Annotated in this window: 15 protein-coding genes and 1 pseudogene; 6 read left to right on the top strand and 10 right to left on the bottom strand. The window is 69.2% G+C overall.

Annotated elements, in window-relative coordinates:
- Positions 1 to 1,182: 1,182 nt before the first annotated feature.
- Positions 1,183 to 1,509 carry a hypothetical protein gene (locus ACFW1A_RS25220; RefSeq protein ID WP_380412042.1) on the bottom strand — a complete coding sequence of 109 codons (327 nt, stop codon included), beginning with the start codon at positions 1,507 to 1,509 and terminating at the stop codon, positions 1,183 to 1,185.
- Between the two features lie 900 nt (positions 1,510 to 2,409).
- Complete coding sequence (locus ACFW1A_RS25215; RefSeq protein WP_380412040.1) at positions 2,410 to 3,036, bottom strand: hypothetical protein; 627 nt, start codon at positions 3,034 to 3,036, stop codon at positions 2,410 to 2,412.
- A gap of 290 nt (positions 3,037 to 3,326) precedes the next feature.
- Here ACFW1A_RS25215 and ACFW1A_RS25210 point away from each other — a divergent pair, with 290 nt between their 5' ends.
- Positions 3,327 to 4,817, top strand: a complete 1,491-nt coding sequence (locus ACFW1A_RS25210) for a PIN domain-containing protein (RefSeq protein WP_380412037.1) — start codon at positions 3,327 to 3,329, stop codon at positions 4,815 to 4,817.
- A 110-nt stretch (positions 4,818 to 4,927) separates the two neighbouring features.
- Positions 4,928 to 5,521, top strand: a complete 594-nt coding sequence (locus tag ACFW1A_RS25205; protein ID WP_380412034.1) for a hypothetical protein — start codon at positions 4,928 to 4,930, stop codon at positions 5,519 to 5,521.
- Between the two features lie 145 nt (positions 5,522 to 5,666).
- On the opposite strand, the gene ACFW1A_RS25200 is transcribed toward ACFW1A_RS25205, so the two are convergent.
- From ACFW1A_RS25200 to ACFW1A_RS25190, 3 genes are all read right to left on the bottom strand, one after another.
- The gene (locus ACFW1A_RS25200; protein WP_380412031.1) at positions 5,667 to 6,440 is read right to left on the bottom strand and encodes a DUF6193 family natural product biosynthesis protein; all 774 of its coding nucleotides are present in this window, start codon (positions 6,438 to 6,440) and stop codon (positions 5,667 to 5,669) included.
- A 242-nt stretch (positions 6,441 to 6,682) separates the two neighbouring features.
- A complete protein-coding gene (locus ACFW1A_RS25195; RefSeq protein ID WP_380412028.1) occupies positions 6,683 to 7,354 on the bottom strand; it encodes a GNAT family N-acetyltransferase in 672 nt (223 codons plus the stop codon).
- A 91-nt stretch (positions 7,355 to 7,445) separates the two neighbouring features.
- Positions 7,446 to 8,624: a hypothetical protein gene (locus tag ACFW1A_RS25190; RefSeq protein ID WP_380412025.1), complete on the bottom strand. Its 1,179-nt coding sequence runs from the start codon at positions 8,622 to 8,624 to the stop codon at positions 7,446 to 7,448.
- Positions 8,625 to 9,374: 750 nt separating this feature from the next.
- Here ACFW1A_RS25190 and ACFW1A_RS25185 point away from each other — a divergent pair.
- The 3 genes from ACFW1A_RS25185 (at position 9,375) to ACFW1A_RS25175 (ending at position 13,292) form a co-directional block, all read left to right on the top strand.
- Entirely contained in the window at positions 9,375 to 12,209 is a 2,835-nt protein-coding gene (locus ACFW1A_RS25185; RefSeq protein ID WP_380412022.1) for an NACHT domain-containing protein, read from the top strand.
- 115 nt (positions 12,210 to 12,324) lie between these two features.
- On the top strand, positions 12,325 to 13,014 hold the full coding sequence (locus ACFW1A_RS25180; RefSeq protein ID WP_380412016.1) for a DUF1524 domain-containing protein: 690 nt from the start codon (positions 12,325 to 12,327) through the stop codon (positions 13,012 to 13,014).
- Positions 13,014 to 13,292 carry a hypothetical protein gene (locus tag ACFW1A_RS25175; RefSeq protein ID WP_380412013.1) on the top strand — a complete coding sequence of 93 codons (279 nt, stop codon included), beginning with the start codon at positions 13,014 to 13,016 and terminating at the stop codon, positions 13,290 to 13,292. Before ACFW1A_RS25180 ends, ACFW1A_RS25175 begins: the two co-directional genes overlap by 1 nt.
- Positions 13,293 to 13,725: 433 nt before the next feature.
- Here the strand turns inward: ACFW1A_RS25175 and ACFW1A_RS25170 are convergent, their stop codons facing one another.
- The 4 genes from ACFW1A_RS25170 to ACFW1A_RS25155 form a co-directional block, all read right to left on the bottom strand.
- Positions 13,726 to 14,418, bottom strand: coding sequence for a hypothetical protein (locus ACFW1A_RS25170; protein ID WP_380412009.1), 693 nt, complete (start codon positions 14,416 to 14,418; stop codon positions 13,726 to 13,728).
- A 288-nt stretch (positions 14,419 to 14,706) separates the two neighbouring features.
- The gene (locus ACFW1A_RS25165; RefSeq protein WP_380412006.1) at positions 14,707 to 15,435 is read right to left on the bottom strand and encodes a DUF6193 family natural product biosynthesis protein; all 729 of its coding nucleotides are present in this window, start codon (positions 15,433 to 15,435) and stop codon (positions 14,707 to 14,709) included.
- A gap of 338 nt (positions 15,436 to 15,773) precedes the next feature.
- Complete coding sequence (locus ACFW1A_RS25160) at positions 15,774 to 16,256, bottom strand: SUKH-4 family immunity protein (protein ID WP_380412004.1); 483 nt, start codon at positions 16,254 to 16,256, stop codon at positions 15,774 to 15,776.
- A gap of 235 nt (positions 16,257 to 16,491) precedes the next feature.
- Positions 16,492 to 16,914 carry a hypothetical protein gene (locus tag ACFW1A_RS25155; protein WP_380412001.1) on the bottom strand — a complete coding sequence of 141 codons (423 nt, stop codon included), beginning with the start codon at positions 16,912 to 16,914 and terminating at the stop codon, positions 16,492 to 16,494.
- Between the two features lie 31 nt (positions 16,915 to 16,945).
- Between ACFW1A_RS25155 and ACFW1A_RS25150 the strand changes: the two are divergent.
- Positions 16,946 to 17,056, top strand: a pseudogene (locus tag ACFW1A_RS25150) (IS5/IS1182 family transposase); the annotation flags it as partial.
- Positions 17,057 to 17,132: 76 nt separating this feature from the next.
- Here ACFW1A_RS25150 and ACFW1A_RS25145 read toward each other — a convergent pair.
- Positions 17,133 to 17,960 carry an SDR family oxidoreductase gene (locus ACFW1A_RS25145; RefSeq protein WP_380411998.1) on the bottom strand — a complete coding sequence of 276 codons (828 nt, stop codon included), beginning with the start codon at positions 17,958 to 17,960 and terminating at the stop codon, positions 17,133 to 17,135.
- Between the last annotated feature and the right edge of the window lie 125 nt (positions 17,961 to 18,085).

Genomic DNA, 18,085 nt, shown 5'->3' with positions numbered 1-18,085 from the left:
CCGTCACCATGCGTGGCGTTGGCCTCGGCTGCGCCTCGGCAGGTGAGTGGGTGATTGAGGGAATTCGCCTGCGGCGAATTCGCAGGCTTGCTCACGTAGTTGATGGTGGGGCTTTGGCGTCGCTACGCTCCGCCTTTCGGCGGCCTTTCCTCCGGGCCTACGGCCCGTCAACCGGTCGACATTCCGGTCTTACTGGGCCGGTGCTTTCACGGCCCTACGGGCCGGTTTGCTGACAGGATTTCCCGGGCTGCGCCCGGGAGTAAGCGTTGACGATGTGACGCAAAATTCGGGTAGCAGCCCATCCCTCCGGACGGGCGGGGTACCGGCCGGGGCCTGCGGCCCCTCGTCGTTGACGATGTGTCGCGGACTTCCGGTATCAGCCACAACCCCACCCCCGGGGCCTCCCCCCGGTCCCGGCCGGTACGGCACCCGGGGCCCCGTCACGCCTTGCGGTTGCTGGGCCGATGGCCCGGCAACCGCCCCCGGGACGGGGCCTGCGGCCCCCGGGAGCAACCCCCGGGCCACCCTCGGAGCCACCGGTCCGGCCCGGCCTCCCCCAACCCCGGTGACGAACCCTCACGAACACCCCGCACAACGAACCCTGACGGGCCCCCAACCACAAACTCAGAACCGGAATCCGGAGGATTTTTAGAGGGTTTCCGGCGGCGTTTCACCGGCTTCCGCAGAGCCCTATCCCACCGATTCCCTGGCGGGCTCTGGACGCGCACAGGCAACCTCACGACAACCGCCCACCACGGCTCTATCCTGCCGCACTCCAGGCGGAAATCAGAACTCCCTGCCACTCCCTTTCGAGCAGCAATCCGAACCAATTTCGAGCCGCAGCGGCAGGGAATCGAATTCAGGCACCTCGGAAAGGGGCCTACGGCCCTTCCAGGCCGACACGGCGACCGCCGTTCCAGGACGCCCAGGAAATCCCGACCGGCATCACCCGGGCAATTCCCGGAGCGGCCACACCAAACCGAACACCGGACCAGGACGGCGGCCAGGGCGAGCACGGCGGGGCGCGGCACCGGGCGGCCAGGGCGAGCACGAGCACAGCGGGACGGCCTGGCGGCCGACCAGAACAGCGGCCAAGCGCAGCAGCACGAAAGCGGTCGGCGGGGGCGCAGCCAAGGCCGGCCCGAGCAGCAGGTACAACACCCTGTCGACGGCCTCGTAGTGCTACAGCACAGCAACACACGACCTCAGATCGGCGGCCAGGAAGACCAAACGCGAGTCTCCGGTGACATCCACGCGCCCCAAGGCGACCGGGGTGTCACCCGCACGCCGCAGGTCGGGCAAGCCCTGTTCGAAGTCCTTGCAGGTGACGACACCGTCCTCCGCCATGCACTGGGCCCGCCACGCCCAGATGTCGAGAAGCCGGCTGGCCGGTGCCCTCGATTCCGCCCACACCCGGAACGAGGCCCCAGCACGCAAGGCCAGGGCAACATGGCCAGCGGCAACAGTCCCATGCCGTTCAAGGGCAACAATCAGGTCTTCGCGATCCACGACGCGCAGTATGACGCCCCACCAACCCGGCCAGGACGGCGACGCAGCAAGGCCGGCACCGACCGGAGCGGGACGGCAGCCCCCGGCTGGACCGCGCCGAAGGGCACCACCCGCAAACACAGCAGGCGGCGCCGGTCACCAGGACAGGCCCCGGACCGCGGCCAGAACAGCCCACACCTCGCGGCCGCCAGCACCCAAGCAGCAGCCGCGGCCCCACCCAGCACCCAGTCGCACCCGCCTGTCGCGCCCGGACCACACACAGGGGATCAGGGGTATCCGCCCACGCCACAGCACGCGACAGCACCCCACACGACAGGGCGGCGCGACAGCCCCCAACCCACTACCAGGACGACCACCAGAACAGCCTCCTGGGCGGCCTGACGGCCACCCAGCCGCCCAGCGAGGCGCACAGCGGCGGGCACGGCCCGGACGGCGGCGCGGCCCGGACAGCGGCCAGCACGGCGGGACGGCAACGGCGGCGCAGCAAGGCCCGGACGGCCCCGGGACGGCGGCAGCAGGCACCAGGAAGGGGTGCGGCCTGGACGGGGCAGCCACCCACCGACGTCACGGCGGCCAGGGCCCAGCCCGGCCCCACCAAACCGAACACCAACCCCACCACCACCCCCGCCCCGCAATTCCGACCCGAATTCAGACCACCCCCAGCAACCAATCCGCCAAAACAGTCAAACGGTATACCCGGCTGAATTCACCCCCGAAAACACATCCAACAATGCCCAACCGGCCCTCAAGCGGGCCGACCCGCCCCCCGCCCCCACCAACCACCACACACAGTCACCACCTCGACTCGACTCACGCCCACCCAGCACCCCCAACAGGTCCAACCAAAGGTCCATACAACACAGCCTCCGAGGCCATTCCACGCCCACACCGGCCACCAGGTCACACTCTGCGGCCCCTCGCCGGGTAGAGTTTCGCGTGCAGCACGCGGTCCTCCCACCACGGATCATCCGGAGTGGAGGCCAGCGCGGCCACCAGCTCGCGCTTGGTCGGGACCGGCAGCACCAATGGGCCCAAGTCCTTTGCTATGCAGGCCTGTACGCAGCCCGGGTACTCCAACCGGTCCGGCCGGGCCTCCTCCCGCAGCTCCAGCTTCGAGTCCGCCTTCCCCCCAATCGAGCCCCGACACGTCCAGCACGGACGCAGCCGCGCGTTCGCCGTACGGGCGGCCTCCAGCCGTTCCAGGCGCTCCTCGCGGTCCTTGTGGCAGGGCCGGCAGCGGCCGCCCGGTCGGCGGGCCCACTCCACGCGGCGGCCGTACACCCAGGTGCTCTCCTCCTCGGGAACGTCGCCGCAGTCGGCGCAGACCAAGGAGTCCATCAGCTCCTGGTGGGCCTTGTGCCGCTCGTCCTCACGGGCCGCCTGGCGCAGCTCGTAGGCGGCCCGGTTGTCCGGGTCCTCCAGCGCCTCGAGCAGGGAGTGCCGGCCGGGGCGGCCGTAGCGCCACCACACCGGCCCGAGCGGCCCGTGCCCGGCCAGCAGCTCCAGGGTGGTCGCGACGACGGGCACAGCATCGTCGTACTCGCGCCACCCGTCGTCGTTGTAGTCACGGACCTCCTTGCACCACCGGCCGCGTCAGCAGTCGACGGACAGGCCCGCGACCGCCCCCTGACGGTTCGCCAGCGCGAGGGGCCAGTTTGGACGCACTTGGCGGCATCGACGGGCTGCTGCAGGTTCCGATCGTCGGTATCCCACTTCTTCTTCCCCAAACCGATCCCAACTGAGCGAGTAGCGCCCAGCCGACCTCTGACCCATGTCGTCGAGGAGAATGACTGCGCAGCAACTGACCGAGGAGTGGCGTGATCATCTTCGACACGAATGCCGTGAACTTGATTAACCCTGACAGCTCACGGGCCGACATCATCCGCAAGCTCCGCAGGTCCGGTCATCACGCGGTGGCGGTGCCGTGGATGGTGCTGGAGGAGATGGTCGCCCACCAAGCAAAGCAGTACATGGCGAGGCATCAGGCCGTCGTCAAGGCGCTGACGACGCTGAAGCAGGTCATGGTGTGGGACCTGAAAGGCGGAGTGGAAGAGATCGATCTGGAGCGCTTCCAGGAGCACTGGCGGAGGCTGTACGGCGAGATCTTCGACGTGATCGAAACCAGCGGAAAGGCCGCTCGTAAGGCCCTCGCCAGGGAGGCGCTCGCCCTCCCACCCGCGCGCCAGGGCGAGAAGAAGGCCGAGGGCGGCCGCGACGCCGCAATCTGGTTCTCGATCCTGGAGTACCTGGAGGCCAACCCCGGCAAAGAAGTCTGCTTCGTGACGAACAACCACAAGGACTTCGGCGACGGAACGACATATCCGTACCCGATGGACCAGGACCTCAGCCCCTACCAGGGGCGCCTTACCCGCCTGAAGAACTTCGACGAGGTCGTAGCGCAGTACACCACCACCGTCTCCGGCAAGGACGCCGGGGCCGCAGCTGAGGACTTGCTGCGGTCGGTACGGGCCAGCACGGCTATCGGGCAGATCGCCGCCAGCATTCCCGGCCCTGCCTCGGGCTTCCTGGGGCTCACCAGCACCGCCGCAACCGTGCGATGGAAGTCCTGGGTCCTACCCCCGCAAGCCGAACTTCTCGAGGTCACCGACGTGACGGGGCACGAGATCGAAGGCGACACGTGGTACACCGCGAACACAAGCTGGCTGCTGGTCGGCGTGGTCGCCCCCGTCACCGGTGTCTTTTCGGCTGTCGCATGCACCTGGCGGCTGAAGATTCTGTTCTCGACCAAAGATGAGGGTGAGGAGCCGACCATTTTGACGACCGGGGACCCTCTGCCACCCGCCCCCGGCGAAGGGGCCTACGACAGCGCGATGGCCCGGCTGTCTGAACGCGGGGGAGGGCTCGACACCGCCCATCAGTCGGCGGCGGAAGCCCTGCCCGCCATGTTCGGCTGGCCGTCCGAGCTGCCCGCAGTCTTCGACGTCGCGCCCCACGTGCAGATGTACGCCAACCCCGTTCTGCCCACGTTCGACTTCGGCAGCATCGTGCCGAAGCTCGACCTCGGCCCCCTGGTGCCCACGTTCGACTTCGGCAGCATCGTGCCGAAGTACACCTTCGACGTTGCCTCAATCCTGCCGAAGTACGATCTGCCCTTCGCAGCGGAGACATTCAAGGCCCAGTACGGAGTGGCGCCGCGCCTCACCCGGGACCAGTCGGCCGAGGAGAAGGCGACCGGTGCTGAGGGATCCATCACGGACAGCGCCCACCAATCCGGCAATGGCGAGTCAGATACGGACGGCGTGCCCCTGGACAACGAGTCCGAAGCCGAAGGACCTGAAGAAGGCTGACCCTCGGCGCGCCCCGAAACAAATGGCATCCGAGGCCGCCGACTATCCGATTCAGACGAGATCCAGGACGCCCAGGGTCCAAGACGCGGGTCGGTCCAGTAGACGATGGTGTGCTTGGCCGACGGCGGCAACGCGCAGGTCCTGGCTCGGCGTCCGACGGGCTCCACACCGCCTTCGTCGCCGACGCCCGCCAGCGCGGCGAGGACTGCGGCCCGCCCGACCTCCTCCCCGCCCCGGAACTGCCGGCCGGCGCAGGGGCGGCGTACCGGCCCGCCGCCGAGCTCGCCTACACCGCCAGCACCGGCGAGGAGCGCCACCGGCTGCGGGCGTTCGTCGAACGCCACCGCCCCGGGGTCGGCGCCGAGGAGACCGCGGCGCAGCTGGCGGCCTGCGCAGCCCTGTGGGAGCAGGCCGGGCCGGGCGACCGGGGCCGGGCGTGGGAGCGGCGCTGGCGAGCGTTCCCTCGGCTGCTGGTGGTCCTGGTCGGCACGACGGCCGCCGGGGTCCGCTCGGCGGTGGCGGACCTGCGCCTGGCCGCCGAAGAGAACCCGGCCGTCGCCGCCCGCATCGAGGACCTCATCCAACGCGGCCCGTCCGCACCCATCTGGCACCCGCTCAGCAGTAGCAGCAGGCGGCGTGCGGATGGACGGAACTGTAGAGGCGGCGAGCGGGAGCACCGACAGGGCGCTGATAGGGCTCGTTGAATTTGGCTCTGGCCGGAGTTCCGTGAATGATCTTCTGTTCGGCAGCGGGTACTGGACGGGGACCTCGTCGTGGACCGCACCGTCCCACTCCGCCGCGCGGCACGTCGTGATCACTCACAGAATCGCGCCAGGGTTGGATCGCGTGCTACGGCTGATCCGGGAGCGCGGCCACCAGGAGGGCGACGGCTTCCTCGGGCGTCTCGGTGCGCGCGACCAGTTCCCCGCCCCGGCGCCGCACCCCGTACAGCCGCTCATCGTGCGGGAACAGGCCGTACCCGACCTGCCCTGCCCAGTGGCCGAACCCTGCCTGTCTGCTCTGGGGGAATTCGATCCTGGTGGAGAACCACACATTGAAGTGACTGGTGATCGGTATCAGCCTGCGGAGCGGCGGCTGGGAGTGCGCGGCCACCAACAGCGCGTGCGTGCGGGGCAACCGGCCCCACGACGACGTGTGGAAGCGGTCGAGCTTGGTGTGCCACACCAACTCGACCGCGTCCAGAGGCTCCTGTTCGTGCTCCACGGCCCATGGGCGGTACGCGATGCCCGGAGCCAGGGCCTTGGTCTCGCACAGCCGCGCACCGCCGATCCACGCAGCTGTCGCCCTGACCACTTCGGCCGGCTCTATGACCCACCCGCCGGCCATGAGTACGCCGCGGCTCTGCAGGGCCATCCAGAAGCCCCCGCACTGCTCGCCGGTCGGATATACCGACAGGAACCTCGAACCCCAGGACTGATCGTAGGGCGGACGCACCGTCACCCGCCGGCCGGACTCCTCGCCGCTGTACTTCGCGATGCCCAAGAGCTCATCGTCCGGTTCGGGCAGGACCACTCCGAGGCCCTCCGCCGTACGCTTCAACACCTCCTTGGGTGCCCCGCAGCCTCCATGCTGGCGCTCGCCCGTCCCCGCCTCGACGCTCATCCGCTCAGTATGCCGTGCAATTGTGCGATTCCGGGGGTGATCACGACGTCCTGCGCGGCGCAGCAGAGCGGCACAGTCCGCGACGAGGTCCCTGCCCAGCACCTGGCGCCGAACAGAAGATCATTCACGGAACTCCGGCCAGAACCGTTTTCGCGGATCCTCATCAGCGCGGCCCGTTTGGCCCGCTTCTTTCGATCACGTCGCTTCCTCCTGCCTCCGTCGGGGTGCTTGGGGCAGAAGCCTCACGTGGTTGGCATGGTCTCCGGCCAGAGGTTGACCACAATCATGTTTCCTTCGACATCCCACCCGACCTTGACCCCACGCCTCACCGGAGCGAATGCGGCTCGGAGGCCACCGTCCGACAGATCGCGGGCGATGTCCAAGTCATCGACTCGGAACTGGATGCGCTTGCCTGGCTTGGTCGTCACGGGGGCTGCTGCCTCGTGAAAAGCCAGCGCATCGGCCCGGTAGGTGGGAAAAAACCAAACCATCCCGCGATAGCCCGCCTTCCCTGCCCACCGATGGACCTCGGCGACCAACTGGCGACCGACTCCGCGGCGACGGTGGTCCGGGTGAACTCCAAGATCGGTCATCTCGGCAAGGATCTCTGGGAAGATTTCCCTCTGCTCCGCGGTGAGACCCGCATTCCGAACCACGTCCTTCGCCCAGTGGCTGGCTGCGACCGGGCCAGCCAAGGCGGCACCGGCCAGCGTCCCATCCGGCGCGACCGCTACCAAGGCACCCATCAGGTAAGCCTTCGGCGCACCAGCTCTGACCTGGTCCTCAAAGGCGTGCAGGATCGAACTGAATGCGGTCGCGTCCTGGGTGCCCGCCAGGGCAAGCAGTTCCGCAGCGCTGTCGATCTCGTCGGGCTGGACGGGGCGAACTACATACTCAGGGCTCCTCAACGTCATCGCGCCATCGTGACACTGCCCCGAGCAAGCTGAAGGTGTTTTCACCGCGATCGTCGCCGTTTGTCCGGTGGCGCCGTGGGGAGAGGGGAGGTCACGCGGCGATGGCCGGACCCGACAGCCCGCCGGAAAGCCACCCACGCTGCCGCAGTCCTGGGGCTCGGCGACCACACCAGGTGGTGCAGTAGCGGCGGGCCCGGCCGGTGGATGCCGGCGGCATCGCCTGGGCACAGACTGGGCAGTGGCCTGCCGGGACGGAGGTGGCCAGGCGTTCCAGGAGTCGCTGGACGCGGTGCTGCTCGTCGAGTTCGAAGGGTTCCTGATCGGCGGGGCAGTCGGTGAGCAGCTCGGCGAAGGTGGCGCGCAGCTGGGTGAGGTTGCGGCAGCGGGCGCCGAGCAGGGCGAGGTAGTCCTCGACGGGCCAGGTGGCCAGGGTGGCGGTGCGGGTGAGGTAGAGGCCGACAGTGTCGATGCGGTGATGGTCGACGGTGTCGAGGAGGAGGTAGCCGAGGAGCTGCCAGGCGGTGGCCTTCTCGAAGCGGCGGGGATGGCGGGTGCTCTTGATCTCGATCAGCGTGCCGTCGACCAGGAGGTCGGCATCGGCGGTGATGTCGACGCCGGCGAACATCACGCCGCCCGTGCAGCCGGCGGGATCGGTGGAGGCGCGCAACTTCTGGAGGGGGCCGGCGGACGCGTGGACGAGCTGGGCGGTGACGTCCTCGACCAGGTCGCGGTGGGGCAGGTCCAGAAGTCGCTCGAGGGTGAAGTCCTTGGGGGCCTCAACAGCGGTCAGGAACAGCGGTGTGTAGGTGAAGCCGTAGGGGTTGCGGGCCGCGACCTGGTACCAGGCCGCGGTGAGCAGGACCCGCGCGAGCTCTTGTTCCTCTTCCCAGGTGCGGTCCATCGGCAGGTCCCTGTTGTCCAGGTCCAGGGCGTGAACGGTCTCGGCCAGGCGCTGGAGAATCTGCTCGCCAACGACGCCCATACGTTCACCGGCCCGGCGGCCACCCATGCCCCGACTGATCTCGATGCCCAGACGCGTGGCCAGATCGACGGGGGCTGCAGCGGTGAACGCCAGGCGCAAGCGCTGGTCGATCGCGGTCCCGACGGTGCCAGCTTCGGTTCCCACCCCTTCGGGTGGCAGCAGGACAGGGTCAGTGGCGTACCGGGCGCGGAAGTTCTCCCGCAGCGGCTTGGGACCCGCCGACATCTCCCGGTCCAGGAAGCGGCGCAGTGGAGTGCGGGGGCAGCTGAGACCGGAGGTCAGGCTCATGCGGTCCACCGCCGGCCGGTGACTCTGCTGCGGGCGGGGCTGGCAGGGGGCACCGCAGAGGCGCCGGACCGGGGCGTGGTCGGGGTAGTGGCGTGTAGGCGGTTCGTCATACCGGCGACGCTAGGAACGTCCCCTGACGGGTTGTAGGACGAACGGAGCAGCCGCGTAGCCCGGCCGGGGACGTCTTCACCCGACCGGGCTACTCCTCTCCGTGCCTCGCAGGCGCGGCTCGCCGCTGGACATCCGCCGTCTCGGCCCCCGCCCGGATGCCGGGCCCGGGGTCCGCCCCGGCCTCGGTGTCGGCGTCCGGGCCGCCAGCGTGGCGGGGGTGAGGTCGCGGACTGCCTGGTGGTCGTCATCGGTCAGGTTGTGGAGGCCGGCGCGGTCGAGGGCGGCGTGGAGGGGCTGGGCAGCGGGGCCGGCGAGACGGCGGTTGGCGGTATCGGTGGTCTGGCGGGTCTGGTGGGCTGCCTCGCAGGTGCATTCGGCTACGTCCTGGCGTCGGGTCTGGGGGATGCCCAGATGGGCGGTCAGTCGTGCCCCGCCAGCACGGCACGTGCCGCGCGGGGCCTGGTCGGTGGCCGCTGTCGACGGCGACCACCCACCAGGCCCTCACCGACGCCCACGCCGCCAGACAGGTCCTCGGCGTCACCGACTTCGTCGATCTGACCACCCAGTCCACGTCTCGCCGGAGGAACCGATTCGAGCAAGTGCACCTGGCCGGCGTTGGTTTGCCGAGAGGATGTGTTCATGGACTACAACCTCAGTGCACTGGGCCCCCGGGAGTTCGAGCACCTGTCCCAGTCGCTGGCGAAGTGCGTCCTGGGTCCGGGGGTGAGCGTGTTCGGCGACGGCAAGGACGGCGGCCGGGAGGCCACCTTCCGCGGCCCGGTGACCTACCCGCACGAAGGGCAGGCCTGGGACGGGTACGGGGTGGTGCAGGCCAAGTACCGCCAGCGGGAGAACCAGCGAGTTCCTGACACGCTCTGGATGGAGCGCGCTATCACGGGGGAGCTGCAGCAATGGGCGGCCTCTACTTCCAGGCGCGGTGACCTGCCGGAGTACATGCTGTTCACCAGCAACGTGGTCCTGTCCCCCGTACCGGGCACCGGCGGTATCGACCGTGTGCGCGCCCACATCGCGGCGGAGGCCAAGCGCCTCAAGATCCGCCTCAAGGGCTGGGACGTTTGGCACTACGACGAGATCTGCCGCTACCTGGAGATGTACCCGGGCGTGCGCCAGAGCTACGCGGGCTTCATCACCCCCGGCGACGTCCTGAGCCGGCTGCTCGACGTTCTGCCGGACGCCACCGCCGAGACCGCCGACATGATCCGGATTCACGCCGCGATGGACCTGATGGCCGATCAGTGGGTGCGCCTGGGCCAGGCGGGATCGGAAGCCAGCGGCAAGATCGGCCTGGGACCGGTGGCCGTCGACCTGGAGGCCCGCCTCACCGGCAATGATCCGGAGTTCGTTCGCGCCGGCGAGTACGCGATCGAGCGAGGCGACAGCATCATGCGTCCCTCCCTGCAGACCGCGGAGGACCCCCGCCACATCCTGGTCATCGGCGGTCCGGGCCAGGGCAAGAGCACGCTCGGGCAGCTAATCTGCCAGGCCTACCGGGTCGCGCTCCTGGACGAGGAGGGGGAGCACCTGCTGACCGGCGAAGCGCGCGAGGCGCTGCGGACCCTGCGCCGTGACCTCGACGAGATCTCCTTCCCAAAGCCGCGGGCACGGCGGTGGCCGCTGCGGATCGCGCTGCACGACTACGCCAACGCGATCCTGGGCGGCGAGGAGCTCAGCCTGCTGCACTTCCTCGCGCAGAAGGTCGAGAAGCGCGCTCCCGGTGTCAAGGCGGCGACGCTCTCCCGCTGGCTGCGCACGTGGCCCTCAGTGATCGTCCTCGACGGCCTGGACGAGGTCGCCTCGACCCACATGCGAGACCTCGTCATGACGCGGATCTCCGAGTTCCTGACCTACGCACGGGGACTCGATGCCGACCTGTTCGTCGTGGGCACCACCCGCCCCCAGGGGTACAAGGGGGAGTTCCATCGCGGCGACTACGAGACCGTCATGCTGACCGAGATGTCCCTGGCCGACGCGCTGCACTACGCGGACCGGCTCGTGAAGGCTCGGCACCACGACGACCCCGACATGCACGAGGAGGTGGGCAGGCGCGTCGCCGAGGCGTCACGGGAAACCGCGACGACCCGCCTGATGCGCTCTCCCCTGCAGGTGACCATCATGTCGCTGCTGGTCGAGAAGCACGCCCGGATGCCGCAGAACCGCTTCGAGCTCTTCGACGCCTACTACAACACGATCTACGAGCGGGAGGTCGGAAAGCCGAACGAGACCGGCCGCCTGCTCGCGGAGAACCGCCAGCACGTCGACTGGCTCCACCAGTACGTCGGCGTCCTGCTCCAGACCCGCGCAGCACAGTACGGCCGACGGGACGCCGTCATGGACCAGGAGGAGCTGAAGCAGCGGCTGGAGGAGCGTCTCGTCGAGGAGACGGACGATCCTCAGCGGGCCAGCACGTTGGGAGCAAAGCTGATCGCCGCAGCCACCGACCGCCTTGTTCTTCTCGTGGCACCTGAACTGGGTCAGATCGGGTTCGAGGTCCGTAGCCTGCAGGAATACTCCGCCGCACGGGCCCTCATCTCGGGCCCCGACGACGCGATCATCCCCCGCCTGGAGACGCTCGCTCGGCACCCTTCCTGGCGCAACACCTGGCTTCTGGCGGCCGCAGGCGTCTTCACCAAGCACGCCCATCTGCGCGGCGAGCTCGTCGGCGCCCTGCGCACGCTCGATGCCCAGGACGAAGCGAGCATGCTGCTGCTTCCGGGGGCCAAGCTGGCTCTCAGCCTCCTCGACGACGACCTCGCACGCCAGCACCCCCGCTACCAGAACCTCCTCGTCCAGCACGCCGCCGAACTCATCGCCCAGTGCTACACCGGTGACTACCGCGTCCTGGCCGGAGTCCTCATCGATGCCGCGGGCCGCCACACGCAGGCCCAGGCCCATCTGCTGCGCGCCGCGAAGGACGCCGCCAGCAGCCGCGGCCGACGGCTGCTGTACGCCTGCCAGGTCCTCGCCTGCTGGGCAAAGGTGCCAGGCTCCCTGGGCCTGGCAGCCCGTCAGCTCCTCAGCAGTGCCGTGCAGCACATGACGCCCACGGAACGTGCCGCCGCCCGGCTCTGCTCGGCCGATCGGAACTGGGCGGTACCTGTGCCCGGCCTCCCCACCTACAAGGCCACCTCCGACGTCAGGACTACCCTCGGCGCCTTCATCACCGCCGACGAGTCGGCCCCAGCGGTCCACTCCTTCATCAAGGGCCTTCGCAGCATCACCGTCTTCCTCCAGAAGATCGACGGCGTGACCGTCCCCTACTGCGAGTCCAGAATGCGCGTGAACACAACACTCTTCAGAAACCGGGCCGCGGGGGCCGAGGTTCGGCGAAGCTGCTTGGCTGCGGTCGAGGCCCAGGACGAGACAGGGTGGCAGATCGCCATGGTGTTCGCCGACATGTTGGCGAACCTCGTAGATGTCGTCGCCCCGGAGCCCACGATCCGCGGGATCAACTGATCGCCACCGCGCCGAAGCGGATCCGGGGCTGTCCGAAGTCAACCCGCCAATCCGGCACGCCTACGAACGAACGCCGCATCGCGGGGTCAGTGCCCTGCTCGGCTACCTGTATCCCATGATCACTTCCCACAGGTGGCGCCATGCAGCCGCCGCCCTACTGCTCTCCCTGGCCACCGCCCTCGCCCCGGCCACGGCAGCCTCCGCCCGGCCCGGCACGGCGCCTACCCCCCTGACCGCAGGTGACCGGGCGCTGCCCGCGCCGCCGTCGGCCGACCAGGTCCGCGCCGAGATCGACACCCTCACCATCGAAGCCCCGCACCCCATGACCGGCTACTCGAGGGCCAAGTTCCCCCACTGGGCGATGCAGTCCGGCACCTGCGATACCCGCGAGATCGTCCTGCAACGAGACGGCCAGGACGTCGTCACCGACGCCCAGTGCCGCGCCGTCGCCGGCACCTGGACCTCCCCCTACGACGGCAAGACCTTCACCGACTCCAAGCTGCTCGACATCGACCACATCGTTCCGCTGGCGAACTCCTGGAGGTCGGGGGCCGACGGCTGGGACACCGCCAAGCGCAAGGCCCTCGCCAACGACCTGACCCACAGCCAGCTCGTCGCAGTCTCCGCCACCTCCAACCGCTCCAAGGGCGACCAGTCCCCCGACCAGTGGAAGCCCCCGCTGCAGTCCTACTGGTGCGAGTACGCCCGCGCCCGGGGCGACATCAAATACCTCTACGGCCTGAACACCACCGAACCCGAGAAGGCCGCGCCCGGCGACATGCTCGACACCTGCCCCACCGCCTGATGCCCGCCATCGAACCCGCCCTGTGCGAGGACGAAGCCACCACCGGCCCCGGCGGCGCCATGACCGACGAAGTCGGCGTCATCACCGGCGACCTCACCGTACGCACCACCCGACGCAGCGACGGCCTGGTCGACGTCGCCCTCCAGTACACCGGCGCCGACGAGTGGTACACCCTCACCGGCAGCCCCCACCCCGTGCCCGACGGCCAACTCGAGGACTACCACCACCAAGTCCTCGACGCCATCGAGGCCGGCGGCGAAGCAGTCGCACCGCACTGACCGGGCCGCGCACCCCTCGTACCGGAACGGCCGGGGCGGGTTTCGGTGCCGGGCACTGGGCTGCCACCGCCCTGAGAAGCACCGCCGGCCGCGCCCTCACTGCGAGGGGCGCGGCCAGCGGGTTCGACGTCACGGGCGCCACCACTACCCTGGCCGGCGCCATCGCCGCCGCAGGCCGGCGTACCGAGGCCGACCAGCACCTCGCCCGCTGCGCGGCCGCCTGTCGCGAGCACTTCGGACCCCACCACCCCCGCACCCTCGCCGCCGAGACCGAACTCGTTGCGAACGCAGACTTTCCGGCAGGACACGAACCAACTGGACATGCAGGGCGAGATCACACGATGGGTGGGGAGATCACCTGAGCACGTTTGGCCAGGGCCGGAGCAGAGAGCATTGGTTCTCCTGCTCCGGCCAGCCCTGGTCGCGGGGCGTCTCAGTACTGCTCGGCCACTTGCTCGGCGATCGAGAACTCGGCGCCGCATTCGCCGCACGTTCCCTCGCCGAACAGGTAGGTGAGGGCGAGCGCGACGGTGCCGACCCCGGCCTCGCCGGCCGCGTCGTAGAGCACACTCGCAGGCCCCTCAAGGTCGGCCGGCGCGGTGGCGCGAAGCGGTGGGCCCTGCGGATCGCCGGGCTCCCAGTCACCGACGGCGGAGAAGTAGCCGCCCTCACCGACAGAGACGAACACCCCCATCTCGCATTCGGGGCAGAACACCTCGATGGTCCCGCCGGCCAAGCCCTCCAGGGCCGAGGACCAGACGGGGACACCGTCAAGCGCCATGGCGCACTGCAGCAGATAGACGTAGAAGGCGGGCTCCGCGGGGCGGCGGATCCGAGCGTGGGCCAGAGTCCGCAGCCGCTCGATCGAGGCGCCGTGCTGGTCGCGGGTCTCATCGTCGGCAGCAGCGGCGATCGCTCCGGCCAGGAGCAAGGCGTTGTCGCCGTCCTTGCCCGCCTCACTTCCCAGATCGGCCAGCAGGGCAAGGGCAGCGAAGCTCGCCGAGTAGACACCGCCCTGATGGCACAACCGTGACCACAGGTCGCTCCAGGTCTCATCGTTGGGCTCGGTGCCAAGCCGCTCGAACAGGACCGGGATGTCCTCGGCGGTGCCGTACGCGTGCTTCAACTGCGACCAATCCGTCATGCAGGCATCCAACCAAGCCGTCCCTCGCCGGCTCGCAGCAGGGCAGGGCTACCCCCCGCCGGCACAGACGTGGGGAACTCGGGCGAGCACGTCTGGCCAACGCCAGAGCAGTAGGTAGGGAAATTCAATTCAAAGAGCCCTGTCAGCGAAGGCAGCTTTGATCGTTCAGGCACATTGTCAGCGGCCAGTTGGGATTCCCCGTGTACGGCCACCTGCTGGGAAGGTCATCTGGCCGCGTAGCTTCTCACTGTCGGTGACGGATTCCGAGGATCACCCAGCGGCCGCGGCAGTGCCGGCGACGGCTGGCCCGAGGCCGGCGGGGAGGTGGGCCGCTGCCAGGGCGACGGCCTCCGCGGCCGTGGTGGCTTCTGCGATGACGCTGGAGTGCAGGTGCTCCTGGACTCGGTAGGGGTTGCCATGGTGGGAGGGGGCGATGGCCACCTCGACACGGAACGGGGACCCGGTGCAGGAGCTGAAGCCAAGCGTCCAGTGGCTGGAGAACACATAGAGCTGTCGCAGCCGCGGGTCGCCATGAGCCGCTTCCACGAGTGCTGCGAACCCGTGGAAGTCCGGAGCCTCGGCCGCCTGCTCCCGCATCATCAGCCACTGCAGCTCGACCAGTTCGGCCGGCCCACGTTCGTGGGCCTCGGCACGCGAAGAGGTGTGCAGGAACGGCAGCTCCTCCCGAAGTTCCCGCAGGCTCCTGCCCTCCCCCCAGGCCACGCCCGCCCTGACGATGGCCGCGAGGTCGGATGTCGCTCCGGTGATGAGTTCGACGCCCTGGCTCCAGCCGGAAACACCGAACCATCGACTCTCGGCTCCGATATGCACGGACAGAGGCCGCCGATCGGGGACCGAGGATGCGATGGCCGCAGAAGTAGGCGACCCCCAGCCGCCAGGCGCCACCACGAGAGGAACCCCAGACTCGGCCGCCGTCTGCTCGAGCAGCGCGGACAGGCTGCCCGCGGCGGCAATGTCGGGATAGAGATCAGAGTCCACCTCGACAGTCTGCCGTCCGCGCCCGGGGAAGCAAACGGCATCCTGGATCGCGACGACGTGACGGTGCGTACTCAAGGCTCGCGGGCTGGAGAGCACAACTGGCCGCCGTGGGGACCGCTGGCGGTGCCGGCCGGGGCGCGGGTCTCGGAGCTGGACCGGGTTCGGTGCGGGGCGGTGCGTGTGTCGGGGCCACAGAGGAAGGGCGTCGGCGTCGGAGCCACCGCCGCCCTTCCTCTGTGGCTAGTCGCCCAGCATGTTGCCGACGTAGTGCAGAACCATGGACCACGTGGAGCCCCCGTACTCGTACTCCAGTGCCGCCTGACGCGCGGCGGCCGGGTCTACCGTGCGCAGCAGCTCCAGCAGCCGCTCCACCGCCCGTCCGGGTCGGCCTCGCCGTCGGCCTCGGGATCGTAGGCGCCGCGCTCCATCTCCAGGGCGTACAGGAACGTCCCCAGCGCCCGGACGCTGCTGTTCAGCAGGTGCGGTGATCCTCCGTCGGGCATCGAGTAGACGAGCCCGGTCACGGTGTCCACCGCCACGCTGTCGAGGCCGATGCCTCCGAGCGCCAGCCATGTGGACATGTCGAACGTGCAGTGGGAGTACTGCTGCGCGACCCGCTGCCAGGCCTCGCCTCCGATCTCGATGCGGCCGTCTGCAAGCTCCTGGCTCGACTCGAACCACCGCTCGCGGTCCGGGAGGCCGACATCACGCAGGAATGCCCGGGTCGGGGCGTGGGCGATGCGGGCGGCCAGATGGTCCGGCAGGAGCAGGAGTCCGTCGGGAAAGGCCTCCGCCATGGCGTCGTGATCGATCTGCTGCATGGGCTCCATGATCCGTTCCCTGATGGGCGCTGAGGGCGTCCAGTTCGGCGATCTGCTGCTCGGCGCCGGATGCCGACGGTGAGGCTGGGCCAGCGGCAGCGGCCTGACTGGGGGCCGCTGGCCCCGCCGCGGGTGGGCGCGGGGCGTGTGGTTCGGTGGGTGTGCCTCGGCAGCCCCTCTCCCCGGGTCGGCTTCTCGCCGGGAAGAGCTATGGCTGCGACTTCGTGGTGATCCGCTACCGCCGCAGCCCCTGCAGCCGAAGCAGACCGATGAACTTGTCCGCGACGTCGAGGAGCGGCTGCACCTCCAGATCACGCGTGAACTCGGATCCGTCAGCACCCGTCTGCCAGCTGTTCGCGACGTCGCGCGGGATGCTGGGCGAATACCCTCGTACCCGCTCACGGGCTCGATCAGCAAGTGCCAGCAGGATCTCGCGATGGTCTTCGTCGGCACCGATATGACGATCAAGATAGGGGTCGACACAGCCAGTGAAGCCGACCGTGGCATGTGTGTACCAGCTGTCGCGAACCTCACGAAGCCAATTCGGCTGATCCTGCGTGGCATCAATTTCCAGACAGAGGAAGTAGAGCCAGATCTCGACTTCACTGTCCGACGCCCAGAACCCTTCGCCATGAAACCGAATATAGGAGCTTCCCATGTATGCCAGGCCTCCCTTTCTCTCTCAATCCGCCTGGATCGGTGGCTTCCGCCGGCTCCATCGTCGTTACGAACGCAAAGCCGACCACTTCGCCGCCTTCGCCAGCATCGCAGCAGCCCTCATCTGCACCAGACGACTTTCCAAAACGGGTCGCTTCACGTCTACTGACGCTGGGACAGCGCCGAGCCGGATGCTCTGCCTGTTCCTCGGAACTCCGCTCACCCGTTCGCAGTGAGGAACTCGTGCGCGCCGCGCAGCCTGGTGCGGAGCCCGCTCTGGGTGCGGCGGCTGTCGAGGCGGACGTCGAGTGCACCGGGCACGGCGCTGCGGGCCCGAAGCCCGGCCGGGAGGCGGGTGGCGTCGAGGCCGTCGCGTGCGGCGATGAGGGTGCCGAGTTCGTGGCGGCTCACGGCGTCGGGGCCTGCGAGATGGTGAATGCCGGATGTGCTGTGGGAGGCGAGTTCGAGGAGGGCAGCGGCCAGGTCGGTGACGTGGACGGGGCAGCGGATGTCGTCGGTGAACAGAACGCCATCGCGGGTGCCGGAGGCGAGGTCGTGGACCAGAGCGACGTGCTCGGAGCGGCGGTCGCCGATGATCAGCGAGGTGCGGGCGACGACGGCACCGGAGTGGACGAGGCGGACGCCGGTTTCTGCAGCGGCCTTCGCGGCGCCGTAGGGGGTGAGCGGGTCGGGGAGGCTGGACTCGTCGTAGTGGACGCGGGTGCCCGAGAACACGGCGTCGCTGGAGACGTGGACCAGGCGGGCGCCGTACCGGGCGGCGGCCAGCGCCACCCGGACGGGTCCCTCCGCGGTCACCGTCCAGTCGAAGCCGCCGCTGCTCGCATTGACGACCACGGTCGGCTCCGCCTTCGCCATCACCTCCTCGATGCCGTCGGCGTCCCGCAGGTCCAGACCGAGCCACGAGACCTCCTTTGGAGTGGTGCCGGGCCTGGTGGCGAAGGTCGCGGTCACCCGGCCCCTTGCCGCTGCCTGGCGGACCAGCTCGCTGCCCAGGAACCCGCTGCCGCCGATGATCAGGACTGTCACGCCATGACGGTAGAGGACGAGTGCCCCCAGTTCGGCCGAGACTTCTGGAGTTCATTCACCGAGGCGGTCACCGACGTGCTTGGCCGGGCGGCCGTTGTAGAGCTTCCCCGAGTGCGAGACATGGG

This window comes from Kitasatospora sp. NPDC058965, assembly GCF_042741245.1.
Taxonomy (GTDB): domain Bacteria; phylum Actinomycetota; class Actinomycetes; order Streptomycetales; family Streptomycetaceae; genus Kitasatospora.
This window is presented reverse-complemented; position numbering and strand designations above follow the sequence as displayed.

Bases quoted from the DNA above. Each gene is read 5' to 3' on its own strand.
- ACFW1A_RS25200 (WP_380412031.1), bottom strand. From the start codon at position 6,440: ATGAGCGTCGAGGCGGGGACGGGCGAGCGCCAGCATGGAGGCTGCGGG.
- ACFW1A_RS25195 (WP_380412028.1), bottom strand. From the start codon at position 7,354: ATGACGTTGAGGAGCCCTGAGTATGTAGTTCGCCCCGTCCAGCCCGAC.
- ACFW1A_RS25190 (WP_380412025.1), bottom strand. From the start codon at position 8,624: ATGAGCCTGACCTCCGGTCTCAGCTGCCCCCGCACTCCACTGCGCCGC.
- ACFW1A_RS25185 (WP_380412022.1), top strand. From the start codon at position 9,375: ATGGACTACAACCTCAGTGCACTGGGCCCCCGGGAGTTCGAGCACCTG.
- ACFW1A_RS25180 (WP_380412016.1), top strand. From the start codon at position 12,325: ATGATCACTTCCCACAGGTGGCGCCATGCAGCCGCCGCCCTACTGCTC.
- ACFW1A_RS25175 (WP_380412013.1), top strand. From the start codon at position 13,014: ATGCCCGCCATCGAACCCGCCCTGTGCGAGGACGAAGCCACCACCGGC.
- ACFW1A_RS25160 (WP_380412004.1), bottom strand. From the start codon at position 16,256: ATGCAGCAGATCGATCACGACGCCATGGCGGAGGCCTTTCCCGACGGA.
- ACFW1A_RS25155 (WP_380412001.1), bottom strand. From the start codon at position 16,914: ATGGGAAGCTCCTATATTCGGTTTCATGGCGAAGGGTTCTGGGCGTCG.